The sequence below is a fragment of the Secundilactobacillus kimchicus JCM 15530 genome, from assembly GCF_001433995.1.
In the GTDB taxonomy this organism is placed as follows: Bacteria; Bacillota; Bacilli; order Lactobacillales; family Lactobacillaceae; genus Secundilactobacillus; species Secundilactobacillus kimchicus.
In genome coordinates, this window is the sequence record NZ_AZCX01000009.1 from 25328 (window position 1) to 37415 (window position 12088).

13 protein-coding genes are annotated in these 12088 nt (G+C 47.5%); 2 read left to right on the forward strand and 11 right to left on the reverse strand.

Annotated elements, in window-relative coordinates; all coding sequences use genetic code 11:
• Positions 1–249: 249 nt before the first annotated feature.
• From FC96_RS09900 to FC96_RS09915, 4 genes are all read right to left on the reverse strand, one after another.
• Positions 250–477, reverse strand: a complete 228-nt coding sequence (locus tag FC96_RS09900) for a hypothetical protein (RefSeq protein WP_056942879.1) — start codon at positions 475–477, stop codon at positions 250–252.
• A gap of 436 nt (positions 478–913) precedes the next feature.
• The gene (locus tag FC96_RS09905) at positions 914–2266 is read right to left on the reverse strand and encodes a hypothetical protein (protein WP_056942880.1); all 1353 of its coding nucleotides are present in this window, start codon (positions 2264–2266) and stop codon (positions 914–916) included.
• 116 nt (positions 2267–2382) lie between these two features.
• A complete protein-coding gene (locus tag FC96_RS09910) occupies positions 2383–3102 on the reverse strand; it encodes a DUF4811 domain-containing protein (protein WP_056942881.1) in 720 nt (239 codons plus the stop codon).
• A complete protein-coding gene (locus tag FC96_RS09915; protein WP_056942928.1) occupies positions 3099–4526 on the reverse strand; it encodes an MDR family MFS transporter in 1428 nt (475 codons plus the stop codon). Before FC96_RS09915 ends, FC96_RS09910 begins: the two co-directional genes overlap by 4 nt.
• A gap of 261 nt (positions 4527–4787) precedes the next feature.
• Here FC96_RS09915 and FC96_RS09920 point away from each other — a divergent pair, with 261 nt between their 5' ends.
• Positions 4788–5246, forward strand: coding sequence for a MerR family transcriptional regulator (locus FC96_RS09920; protein ID WP_056942882.1), 459 nt, complete (start codon positions 4788–4790; stop codon positions 5244–5246).
• Positions 5247–5377: 131 nt separating this feature from the next.
• The gene (locus FC96_RS13010; protein ID WP_056942883.1) at positions 5378–6085 is read left to right on the forward strand and encodes a GW dipeptide domain-containing protein; all 708 of its coding nucleotides are present in this window, start codon (positions 5378–5380) and stop codon (positions 6083–6085) included.
• Positions 6086–6196: 111 nt separating this feature from the next.
• Here the strand turns inward: FC96_RS13010 and FC96_RS09930 are convergent, their stop codons facing one another.
• The 7 genes from FC96_RS09930 to FC96_RS09960 form a co-directional block, all read right to left on the reverse strand.
• A complete protein-coding gene (locus FC96_RS09930) occupies positions 6197–6574 on the reverse strand; it encodes a hypothetical protein (RefSeq protein ID WP_056942884.1) in 378 nt (125 codons plus the stop codon).
• Between the two features lie 206 nt (positions 6575–6780).
• On the reverse strand, positions 6781–7713 hold the full coding sequence (locus FC96_RS09935) for a DUF4097 family beta strand repeat-containing protein (RefSeq protein WP_056942885.1): 933 nt from the start codon (positions 7711–7713) through the stop codon (positions 6781–6783).
• Positions 7713–8333 carry a DUF1700 domain-containing protein gene (locus tag FC96_RS09940; protein WP_054659965.1) on the reverse strand — a complete coding sequence of 207 codons (621 nt, stop codon included), beginning with the start codon at positions 8331–8333 and terminating at the stop codon, positions 7713–7715. The genes FC96_RS09935 and FC96_RS09940 overlap by 1 nt, the downstream gene beginning before the upstream one ends.
• Positions 8326–8646, reverse strand: a complete 321-nt coding sequence (locus FC96_RS09945) for a PadR family transcriptional regulator (protein ID WP_054659963.1) — start codon at positions 8644–8646, stop codon at positions 8326–8328. The genes FC96_RS09940 and FC96_RS09945 overlap by 8 nt, the downstream gene beginning before the upstream one ends.
• 604 nt (positions 8647–9250) lie before the next feature.
• Positions 9251–10594, reverse strand: coding sequence for a PFL family protein (locus FC96_RS09950; protein WP_056942886.1), 1344 nt, complete (start codon positions 10592–10594; stop codon positions 9251–9253).
• Positions 10595–10604: 10 nt separating this feature from the next.
• A complete protein-coding gene (locus tag FC96_RS09955) occupies positions 10605–10874 on the reverse strand; it encodes an ACT domain-containing protein (protein WP_056942887.1) in 270 nt (89 codons plus the stop codon).
• Between the two features lie 70 nt (positions 10875–10944).
• Complete coding sequence (locus FC96_RS09960; protein WP_056942929.1) at positions 10945–12081, reverse strand: acetylornithine transaminase; 1137 nt, start codon at positions 12079–12081, stop codon at positions 10945–10947.
• Between the last annotated feature and the right edge of the window lie 7 nt (positions 12082–12088).

Sequence of the window (12088 nt, forward strand, 5' to 3'; positions counted from 1 at the left end):
CACAATCTTGATACCTCTTAGTTTAGGATGTTTGACAAAGAGCCTTTCTCTGCAACTATGTAAAGATCGACCTAAGCAAGCTGCTCAGTTGGAATAGAAAAACATCGGTGCTACTTAACTTTCGTTCCCCACTGGCGCTACGAGAATCCAATAATTCAACTGGCATTTCCAATTAAAAATCCTCAATTTCCGGGAAATATCTCTTACACCGAGCAATCGACTTTAGGCATATCGTCTTTGAAATCCACGCTAATTAGTCCAATACTTATTAATCAACCACGTTGAAACGACGATATAGATGAGCGCTGGGAGAACGAAGAGCGTTCCCACAACTTTCCAAGTACCGGCAACGATGATGATCGGGCCAAGCAAGTTTGTTAGAATTAGCCAGCGCTTTGGATATTTCAGCTTGTGTAGCAACAAATAATAGCTGATTGCCGCAATTATGATAACCCCAAAACTCAGAAAAAATATCATGGGTTGATCCCTTCTTTTAATACTGGTTAACTATCGTCATCATCCACCTTTTGCCTGAAAAAATACGATGATGCCAGACTATTTCAAATGATGACCATGTAGTAAATCAATTTCTCTGTTAACCTTTTATTTAAATTTATCATGGCACTCAATTGCTTTCAATATAAACGGCTAATCTTGATACATGAACCGTTTACTGTTGTAATTATTACGGTTTCTCCAGAATTCAGACCAACAACGCAGTATGCTCAAAATTTTGTAACACTCGTACTCTAGCCAAACCAGCCAACAGATCTAGCAACTGCAACAATTATCGGAGATAAACGCAATTAGGCGGCAAGTTGTCGATTGAGAACCGACGACTTGCCGCCTAAAAGGTAGCCATTCTTCACGTGATTAAGTTCCAAATTCACTAGACCATTTTGACCCCCTCAGCTTACTCATTCAATTTCTGTGCTTCCGGCAACGCGACCGCCCGTCCTGCCTGAAGTTCAGCTAGAATTTGTCGTTGATCCACGGAGGTTCTTGATTCGAACCCTATTAACGGTCGGTTGGTGAGGTCCTGTTGGTAGTGCTGGGTGGTTTGCTTCAATGTCTCAAATAACTGGTGATCAGCGGCCATCTTGGCCAACCGGGCAGCTGGCGTCAACGCTGGATTCAGCAACCGTTCTCGCATTTGATCGATCAAGGTTTGCGCGTTAAACGGGAGTGCAACTCCGTCATAAAAGGCCTGTAAGTCAGCTAGTAGGTCCAGCCCCTGTTGTAACATGTGACTGGGCGCAAACGGGCTTTCTAAGGCGGCCACTCGATTGGCGGCTTCCCCATTTGCAACAGCCGCGTTGATTTGGGTTGGCAACGCCGTCTGCAGGATAAAATACCCGAACAACAGACGAATAAAATCAAGCGTTTGACCACTAATCCCCAACGGCTCAAACGGATCAAGATCTAACGTGCGCAACTCGATGTAGCGCACCCCGTCTGTCAACAAGTCGGCCAACTCGGCGCCACCCTTCAGTCGGACGATCCCGTAAAATTCTCGGTCGGCTAGCAGGTCGCCCTCAGCGACCGCCGTCTCAATCCGAGCCACGTAAGCTGCAACCGATTCGTAGCTCCCCGCCACCCCATTACCGTACCCAAAAGGCGAATTACGGAGAGAACGCACCGGTTGGCTCGGGGCATCCGTCGCCGCCGAAAAGTAGTTTGCAAACGTAACGGGGGTCGCACCAAATAGCGTGGTTAACAACCACCGATACTGGTAAAAGCCCACGGCGGCAGTCAAATACAACCGGTTTCGGGTCTCCACTAACGCTGGTGAATCGTCCAATCCCAGCGCCTTTAGGCCCCTTTCCGAAAGGCCAAGATTGATGTGTACCCCGCACTCTGCCGTCCGTTCAATTTTTCGGTAGCGGGCCACCCTTAACCGGTAGTCATAACTGGCGGGATCCGTTTTCGCAATCACGATATCCCGGTGGTCAGCGTTTAAAGCTGGCGGCATACTGTACGGCCACAGCGCTTCTTGAGCCTGTAGCGCGTGCCGAAGTGCCTGATGGTAGTCTCCTAGGTATTGCAGGGCTAAGCGACTACTCACCGTCGGCGGCGTGATTAGCTCTGATTGGGTCTGCAAGAAATCATTTTTAATAAAGTGATGCTGCCGTTGATCCGCTAACTGGTTTGGGTACGGCAACGCACTGAGATGCCCCGTTGGCGTGACGCGGTGACTCTCCACCTCTAGCCCCAACAAGCTGTTCACGACAGCGGCCACCTGTATTTGAGTCGCTTGTTTTCTCATAACTGTCACACCCCTTTGACTTTTTTCGTTAATTTACTCTTATTAACGTTAAATGTCAATTAAATGAGAATTTACTAATAAAAAGCGACTGCCATCATAGCAGTCGCTCAATCGGGTTATTTTAATCCCGCAATCATTTTCTTAATGGCTTGCTGTTGAAATTCAGCCGTTGCCGTTTTGACCAACTCAGCCCGCTTGGCCTTCGACATCGTCGGGTCCTGCTTCATGGCTGCTGTTACCTGTGCCGTCACGTAAGCTTGACCTTCCTTTTTCATCTTGGCTTGAGCCGCTTTATTGCCCATCTGTTTCTTTAATTGGTTGGCTTGCGTTGCCGTCAGCACAACCCAGTCTTTGTTGATATGGAATGTATTCGTCCGTTTGACGAACGCCTTATTTTGGCCTGAGATGCCAAACCAGAACTTAGCGGCCCCACTCTTGTAGACCCACCGCGTTGTTTTCACTTCGAGATACGGCCGGTCAGCTGTCACCACGACCTTGTTTTTAGTCGCCGCGTCCGCTTGAGTGTGAACCGTCTTCTTAGCATCCGCACTCGTTCGGTAGACGTACACCTGGTGTTTATTTGAACTGCCAATCGGTTGGTAAACCAATGGCGACATCTGCTCGGAAGCCGATGTCGGGTAAATAAACTTCGTGGTCGTCACCGTTTCTTGCTTCATGCCGTAGTGGTCTTTCCAGTTCACCACGATAAACCAGCTGCTGACAATGACGCCTACAATGGAGAGGGTCGTCAAAATAGTACTCAATGTTTTACCTGGCATGTAAATGAAAAACCAAAACGATAAGACGGTAAAAATCGCTAATGCTGCAACGATCATTTGGCGTCACCTCCACTCACCTTATAGTCTGAAGCTTGGCCACGGTTCTTCATGAAGAAGGCCGTAATAAGGGCCAGCACACAGAAGACAACGGCAACCATGAAGGCCGCATGATACCCATCAAGCGTTGCATTAATCGCCGCATCCTTGTAATGTAGCGGGTTCGTCTTAAGCAGGTGCTTGCCTGGCATGCCATTGTTGGCAACGTTGGTCAGCACACTGGTTAAGATTGCCGTCCCAACCGAGCTGGCAATTTGCCGTTGCGTGTTGTTGACCGCCGTCCCATGACCAATTAAGTGAACAGGCAACGCGTTCATCCCAACAGTCGTTGCTGGCATCATCGCCATGGCAATCCCAAACATCCGAACCGCATATAAGAAGACGATGTAGATGGTTGGCGTGTCTTTAGTAATGAAGATAAATGGAATAGACCCCAAGGTCAGTAACAACATCCCCATGATTGAGAGCCGTTTAGCGCCATACTTGTCAACGGCCCGGCCAGTGATAGGGCTCATAACCCCCATCATCAACGCCCCAAATAACAGGGTTAGCCCTGAGTTCAGAGCCGACATCCCCTTCACAATTTGCAGGTACAACGGAATCACCATTTCAACTCCAACCATGGCCATCATGGAAACGGAACTTAAGATGGCTGATACTGTAAATGGCACTGACCGATAAACCCGTAATTCCAAGAAAGGATCCTTCATGGTCAATTGCCGCCAAACGAAGAGACCGATCACGATGACGCCGACAATGAGGAATGACAGGACTTTTGCGCTCCCCCAACCGTCGTCACCAACGCTTGAGAAACCGTAAAGAAGACTACCAAACCCAACCGTTGATAATGCCACGGAAAGCCAGTCTAGGCTCTTCTTTTCATTTTCCAGCACACTCTTCACAAAGAAGAAGGCTAAAACGACCGTCAAAATCAAAATGGGTAGCGTCATCCCGAACAAGTCACGCCATGTCCAGTTGTCAATCACCCAACCTGACAGAGTCGGACCAATCGCTGGAGCGAGCCCAATAACGATTCCGGCTAGGCCCATCGCAGTTCCCCGCCGTTCTGGTGGGAAAATGGACAACATCAATGTTTGTAACAATGGCATGGTCACACCCACACCAACCGCTTGAATCAAGCGTCCCGTTAACAGCGTTGCAAAATTAGGCGACGTAAAACAAACCGCTGTCCCAATCGTAAACACCGTCATGGCCGTAATGTACAGCCATTTTGAATTAAACCGAGTACTTAACCAAGCACTAATTGGGATCATAATCCCGTTAACCAACATAAATCCGGTCGTTAACCATTGAACGGTCGACGTATTAATGTCAAACGCGTTCATAATCGTTGGGTAGGCCGTAGATAGAATTGTTTGATTTAAGACCGTACAAAACGTTCCCACAAGAATCACGAGAATCATTAATGTCCGGTTATACTTTTTGCCGTTTGTGTCAACCGCAGCTCCCACGCTTCATTACCTTCTTTACCTCTATTTTTTAAACTGCAAACAACTATAATCTTATCCACGGCAGTTGTCAACTATCTTGACAATGTTATTTAAATATATATACTGTATCTTAAGAAATATAATATTCGCATCAGATTATCTACTAACAGAAACCGGATTAAACAGGCAAAGAAAACCGTTACAAGCGATCACTATTCTCTCGGAGGCTAACCAGTGAACATCTTAAATGACCCACAATTTCGCGAAAAATTTAACCACATCGCAACTCAATCAGATCTTAAACTAGGAATTGGTAACCTTGCTGAGGCCAGTGGCCTGAGTCAAAGCCAGCTCCGCTACTGGGAACAAAAGGGCTACATCACCAGTGAAAGCGGCCCCAAGAAGAACCGAAAGTACAGTTACGGCATTCTCATTAAAGTGTTGGTGATCAAAGCCTACTTAGAAGAGGGCTTTACTTTAGCAACCGCCGCAAAAAAGGCGGTGGCACATAAACAAATGGCCAACACACTGAAACAGTTTGTGATGGATCGGTTTGCGGGGTTATCCATCGTCGATGATGTCCCAACCATCAACTTAGGACCAGTGGCCGACCATCCTGACGAGACGTTGTATGCCTTTGTGACACCCAAAGGCACTGAACTTAGACTCCTACCTAATGACACTGGCAAATAAATGACCGCTTTAATTATTCGGTCACAAGCCAAATTAATATCATATAATGAAGGCCCCTTTTATACATTCTACTTGGTTTGACACATCCCACTCAGTTTTGTATAGTCACCGGAAGAGGTGAATCCTAATTTATGAAAAGACTGCTATTTTTAATTCCAACTATTTTGACTGTCACACTATTGTCACTAACCCTATCGACCACACAATCAAGTGCCAAAAGTTACCCGGAGGTTATTTCAAATCGTCTTTCAGGCGGTGCAGCTACCTCAAGAAACTTCTGGGCAAACGATTCAAATGCAATTTACAGCAAAGCGGGTATCCTGCCAGGGGCACGATTGGTTACATCTAAATCAATGTTAAACAGTTACAAGGTTGGTGCAAGTACTGACAAACTACTGGTCCATGCTGCTTATACTTTACGTGGTTACCAGACTGCGAAACTGAGTAACGGTTCCTACTATATGAAGGTAGTCTCTTTCAATGGTAAGATCCGCGGTTGGATTTACGTTGGAAAGACCAACCCAGCACTCAACGGATTCCAAAATGTCGGTGGTGGCTTGCAGTACGTGACTACAACTCGAACAGCGCCACTACCCACCCAGCTCTATAAACTTCGTGCCGGCTCCGCCAACGCACTCTGGAATTATCCATACCTTTCACAATATAAAGCCAGAAAACTGGATGGGTCATTATCTACTTACCAAAACGATATCTTCAAAGTCACTAAATCGATTTACTTAACTGCACCTGAAGGTCGAATGTATTATTACGTTACTAGTCAAGAACACCCGACTATCCAAGGCTGGATTTTCGTTCACGGCTTGCAAGCAATCAAATAGTGCCGAAATTGAGACACCAAGACTGTGACGTATCATAAAACAAATATAGACGCAAAACCGAATTTGAGTTTTGCGTCTTTTTCCTTGAGGCGGATTATTTGAATGGCCGAATTAAGCTTGTTCAAAGAAATAGTAGGTTTTGCTTGATGGGCGATACCGAATCGCCATAACGCCTTCGCTTTTTTGATACTTCATATACAGTGGTTTAAAATTGGTGAAATTAATTCGATACCAGCCGTTTTTGACCCTCTGATATGAACCAACATGTGCCAAATCCGTATCAATCTTAATATAGTGCCCGGTGATAACCATCTTGATGCTGTTTGACAGGTAGTGCCCCTGCCACGTTTTTCCAATCGTCCGCTTACTAGCTGCTTGCACCGTCGTTGGTTGACCAGTTAACTGTTGATCAAAAGTCGGAATTGCAACCAACGTCGCCCCTACCGCAATGGTTGCAACGACTAACTTTAAAGATTGTGCGTACTTCATAAAACCCCTCCTAAATACTTCGTGAATCCGTCAATATTAAGTCGCCTAACCCCCATAAATAAATGTTACGACTTTTATAAAGTGTAACATATCGGACTTTTTTTCGATATCTCAATTTATCAATCTATTCATTAAAAAAACCATTCCTGAAAGTGAAAATTCAGGAATGGTTTTGCTTTTAAAACCCACTTAGTTATGCGAATCGTCTACTGGTTAACAGTAATGTCACCGGAGTTCGTCTTCAGGCGATAACTAACCGCCTGATGACTCGGTTGACCAAAGCTACTTTGACCGTGACCGTATACGGAAATATCCCCGTCTTGGGTTGACGTCGTCACGAGGTTTCGCCGACTCTTGACGATTTGCCCGTTGATGTCGCCAGAATCAAATGACGCTGTCAAGCTGGACCTAACCCGCTCATTTTCAAAGTTAAGATCTCCACTTTGACCGGATATTGTCAGGGCCTGCCACTGATTATCAGATAATGTCACATCACCATAAGTGGTCTTAATACGACTCGCTTGGTCGTTAAACGTCGAGTGCCGAACGGTGACGTCAAGACTCCCCTCAAAGGATAAACTCGGCGCTTTCACCCGGTCTAACTGAACGTCAAAGTATGAATCCGACACCATTGATAACGGCTTCTTCAGAGTTACATCGGTGAGCGAAATATCGCCGGAGCCATCCGTTCCCTTTAGCTCGTCAATCACAACATCGTTAATCGAAAGACTCGCGCTGCCTTGATTAGTGACCTGCTTTAACCGGGTAGACTTTGGAATCGTAATCTGAACCGACTGACCACTGCTCGTGAACGGATCACCAAACATGACGTTTGCGTTCTCCGAGCTGCTGACCGTCAACTCGTGATTCTTAAACGTCGTCGTAATTGGATGACTTTTTGAAGCGCGTACTTTTACTTGCGCCACGTTCCCACGTTTGATCGACACATTATCATAGTTGGCGCTATTGATGACAATCGTTTGAATACCCGTCAATGATTGCGTCTTATCCGTTCGCGCGTCAACTCGGACACCATCATCCCAATAAACGGCATGAAGTCCGTCGTGACCAACGCCAAAAGCGGTTAAAATCAGGCCAACGACGACCAGCACTATTCCTGAAATAAGCGTTTTTTTCATTATTGATCACGCCTTTCTTCTGCTTTATTCTTCCGACTTAGTTTTGCGTATAGCCACTTGCTGATTGATAGCGCACCACGAATCAAACCACGAATCAACCAGATAAGAGCGGGAATCAAAATCAAGAAAGCGCCAATCGCAGCGAGGCCCCCACCAAGGTAAGTCATCGCTACCCAGCCATTTGTCCCAATCAGTGAAATGCCAAAGAAAATGGCGACAACCGCGACTAACAGAATACTAAAGACAATCACAACTGCCGCGAATATGATAGCCACCGCCGACACCAAAACGGCAAACATAATGCCTAAGACCACAACGGCAATCGGAATCGTGATCGGCGTTGACAAGATCGCCAAGATAATAATCCAAATGGTGCGGACTTCCGATTGCGGCTTAGGATCAGCCGCTTGGCTCGCGGTCCCATCTAATAGTCGGATGGAGTAGTCCGCGAGCACCTTACGCGCTAACTGTTTTGGCGATCCCAATTCACCAACTGCCTGATCATAGGTCTCAAAACCACCGTCTTCCAAATACTCCTGATAAAAGCTGACCACTTCGTCACGTTCCGTGGCGCCTAATTGGCCCAGGTACCCGCTAAACTCTTTAATGTAGTTATTCATGAGTTGTCTCATCTCCTAACATCTTGTCTATCCCTCCACGAAAGTGTTGCCATTCCTCACGAATTGTCGCTAGTTGCGTTCGCCCAGTGTCGGTTAAATGATAATACCGCCGATTTCGACCTTGATAGGGTTCATCATGAGTTGTTAACCAGCCATTCTTTTTCAACCGCCTTAATACGGGATACATGGTTGATTCCGAAACCGTAATCGCTGCTTGAACCCGTTGCGTTAAGGCGTAACCGTAATAGTCTTCCTCTTCTAGAATGGCCAACACACACCCATCCAGAAGCTCAGAGCTCACTTGAATTGCCACACTATCACCTCCACAATATTATATGTCATATAATATGATTTCGAATACATCTTAACCTAGGGCAGGAGACTCGTCAAGGATTTAATTCTGTTTTTTGTGTTTCATTTAATTATCTAGCTGAAACGTGAAAAAAAGCCAACTCCTGGCCATATAAGCCAAATAACGCGCATGACCCTTGGTCACACGCGTTGGTTTTTTCGTCTACCTAGCTGAAACGCGCAAAATAAGCCAGCTCCCGGCCATATAAGCCAAATAACGCGCATGACCCTTGGTCACACGCGTTGGTTTTCTCGTCTACCTAGCTGAAACGCGCAAAATAAGCCAGCTCCCGGCCATATAAGCCAAATAACGCGCATGACCCTTGGTCACACGCGTTGGTTTTCTCGTCTACCTAGCTGAAACGCGCAAAATAAGCCAGCTCCCGGCCATATAAGCCAAATAACGCGCATGACCCTTGGTCACACGCGTTGGTTTTCTCGTCTACCTAGCTGAAACGCGCAAAATAAGCCAGCTCCCAGCCATATAAGCCAAATAACGCGCATGACCCTTGGTCACACGCGTTATTTGGCTTATATTCTGGGAGCTAAACGGCTTATTTTGCGCTCTAATTTTTAAAACTATGAATCGGCGCCGGAATTCGGCCGCCTCTCTGGATAAAGTCCGCGGGGGATGCCTCATTTACCGGCATTATTGGCGCCGTTCCAAATAAACTGCCAAAATCAATGCTGTCGCCGACGGTTTTACCGGGGACTGGGATGACCCGGACAGCCGTTGTTTTATTGTTAATCACGCCAATGGCTGCTTCATCCGCAATCATCCCACTCAACGTTTCCGCAGAGGTGTCACCTGGGACCGCAATCATATCGAGACCAACCGAACAAACGGCCGTCATCGCCTCGAGCTTTTCAATGTTCAGATTGCCGCGACTGACCGCTCGGATCATTTCCGCGTCTTCGGATACCGGAATAAAGGCACCAGACAACCCACCGACGTGTTCACAGGCCATCACCCCGCCTTTTTTAACCGCATCGTTTAACAACGCAAGGGCAGCAGTCGTCCCTGCCGCCCCCACGCTCGTTAACCCGATCTCTTCGAGAATTTCAGCAACCGAATCGCCCTCATTAGGTGTCGGTGCCAACGACAGATCCACGATGCCAAAGGGAACGTTCAGCCGTTCTGCGGCCACATTCCCAACTAATTGACCCATGCGCGTCACCTTAAAGGCGGTTTTCTTAATGGTCTCAGAGACGACATCAATCGGTTCTCCTTTGACCTGTTCAAGCGCCCGCTTCACCACACCGGGGCCACTAATACCGACGTTAATCACCCGATCAGCTTCACCAACACCATGAAAGGCCCCCGCCATAAACGGATTATCCTCCACTGCATTAGCAAAAATAACCAGACTCATGCAACTGACCGGATCAATCGCCGCGAGGTTCTTCACCACGTGCCCCATCTGCGAAACGGCGTCCATGTTAATACCGGCCCGCGTTGACCCAACGTTAACAGAACTACAGACCCGGGTTGTTTCACTTAGCGCTTCGGGAATGGAGGCAATGAGCTTGCGGTCGCCTGACTGATAGCCCTTTTGAACGAGGGCTGAAAAACCACCAATCAGATCAACGCCTAACGTTGCTGCTGCCCGGTCCATGACCTGAGCGTAAGCCACGTAATCATCATCATGGCACGCCGCAGCAACCATCGCGATTGGCGTGACCGATAACCGCTTATTGATGATGGGAATGCCGTATTCCGCTTGAATCTCATCCGCCACTTTGACCAAATCACGGGCACTCTTGGTTAATTTGTCGTAAATCTTGGTGCGGGCTTTTTCGCCGTCACTATCAATACAGTCAAAAAGTGAAATACCCATGGTAATCGTCCGGATATCAAGTTTCTCTTCGGAAATCATTTGGATGGTTTCCATAATTTGTTGAGATTCCATTGACAGCCTCCTACAACTTCTGAATGGCGTCAAATAGTTCTTGACGCTGCATTCGAATATCGAGTCCTAGCTGCTGGCCGAGGTCGGCTAAGGCCGTTTTAATGCGGTCAAAAGACTGCTGTTCGCCGTCCCATTCCCCCATCAAAATCATCGTAAAACTACCATGCATTAAGGTCTGAGAAATATCTATAATATTGACCTTTAACTCGGCAAGCTGGCTGGCTACCCGGGCAACAATGCCGACTTGATCCTGACCCACTACGGTTATGATTGCTTTCATCACACAACACCATCCTCATGACTTCTAATTATTAGGTCAATCATACCCGATGAAAGCGGTATCGGCAATCCTAGACCGCCTTCAAAACCGATTCAATCAGGCTTAACCCACGTTGAAGATCCGCCGAAGACATCACGAGTGGTGGCAACAACCGGAGCGTGTTTCCAACGGCAGATAGCGTTAGGAGCCCTTTTTCATGGAGGGTTGAAATCACCTCAGATACTGGAACGGTGGCCGCCAAGTGAATACCAATCATCAGACCGCGGCCGGTCACAGCTGTTACGGCAGGGAGGTCCTCAAACGAAGCCAACACTGGCCATATTTGGTCAGCTTTTTGCGTCACTTCCGCTAAAAAGGCTGGCGTCAACGTCGTTAAAACGGCCTGAGCTGCAGCCATTGTCAACGGATTGCCCGCAAACGTGGACCCGTGACTCCCCGGGCCAAAGGCTGATTTCAATGCGCTTTTTCCAATCATCGCCCCAACCGGTAAGCCGTTCGCGAGCCCCTTAGCCGACGTGTAGATGTCCGGATCGAGTCCCACGCCTTCAAATGCAAAACGGGTCCCCGTCCTACCAATTCCCGTTTGAACTTCATCAATGATTAACAGCGCACCGACTTGGTGGGCTTTGTCCTGAAGGTCTAAGAGCCATTGACGATCCGCCAAAATGACGCCTCCTTCACCTTGAATCACTTCGACAATCACTGCGGCCGTCTGTGGCCCAACCGCCTTGAAAGCGGCCGGATCATTGAGCGTTTCAAAAACCATGTCAGGAACCAACGGACCAAAACCTTCTTTAATATGCAGATTACCCGTCATCGACATCGACCCGTACGTCCGCCCATGAAACGAGTGGTTAAACGATACGATCTGACTTCTTCCCGTCGCCTTTCGCGCTAACTTCAGCGCAGCTTCATTGGCTTCAGTCCCGGAATTCGCAAAAAAGGCTAATCGGTCACTATCGCCGACCAATAGATGGGCGACAGACTCTTGTAGGTGATTATTGTAAAGATTAGAGATATGCCACATCTTGGCTAACTGGTCGCTCACCGCTTGAGTCACGGCTGGATGCTGGTAGCCAAGGTTACAAACCCCGATGCCGGACGTAAAGTCTAAGTATTGTTTACCGGTCTCATCCGTAATCGTTACACCCTGACCAGACACGGGTTCAAATCCGAATCGGTCATAGGTTGGAAATACGTGTGTCATTGCTGCC

What these genes read in the sequence shown, in the direction of transcription:
- FC96_RS13010 (WP_056942883.1), top strand. Translation starts at nt 5,378, where the DNA reads ATGAAAAGACTGCTATTTTTAATTCCAACTATTTTGACTGTCACACTA.
- FC96_RS09935 (WP_056942885.1), bottom strand. Translation starts at nt 7,713, where the DNA reads ATGAAAAAAACGCTTATTTCAGGAATAGTGCTGGTCGTCGTTGGCCTG.
- FC96_RS09915 (WP_056942928.1), bottom strand. Translation starts at nt 4,526, where the DNA reads ATGATTCTCGTGATTCTTGTGGGAACGTTTTGTACGGTCTTAAATCAA.
- FC96_RS09960 (WP_056942929.1), bottom strand. Translation starts at nt 12,081, where the DNA reads ATGACACACGTATTTCCAACCTATGACCGATTCGGATTTGAACCCGTG.
- FC96_RS09905 (WP_056942880.1), bottom strand. Translation starts at nt 2,266, where the DNA reads ATGAGAAAACAAGCGACTCAAATACAGGTGGCCGCTGTCGTGAACAGC.
- FC96_RS09900 (WP_056942879.1), bottom strand. Translation starts at nt 477, where the DNA reads ATGATATTTTTTCTGAGTTTTGGGGTTATCATAATTGCGGCAATCAGC.
- FC96_RS09940 (WP_054659965.1), bottom strand. Translation starts at nt 8,333, where the DNA reads ATGAATAACTACATTAAAGAGTTTAGCGGGTACCTGGGCCAATTAGGC.
- FC96_RS09955 (WP_056942887.1), bottom strand. Translation starts at nt 10,874, where the DNA reads ATGAAAGCAATCATAACCGTAGTGGGTCAGGATCAAGTCGGCATTGTT.
- FC96_RS09930 (WP_056942884.1), bottom strand. Translation starts at nt 6,574, where the DNA reads ATGAAGTACGCACAATCTTTAAAGTTAGTCGTTGCAACCATTGCGGTA.
- FC96_RS09910 (WP_056942881.1), bottom strand. Translation starts at nt 3,102, where the DNA reads ATGATCGTTGCAGCATTAGCGATTTTTACCGTCTTATCGTTTTGGTTT.
- FC96_RS09950 (WP_056942886.1), bottom strand. Translation starts at nt 10,594, where the DNA reads ATGGAATCTCAACAAATTATGGAAACCATCCAAATGATTTCCGAAGAG.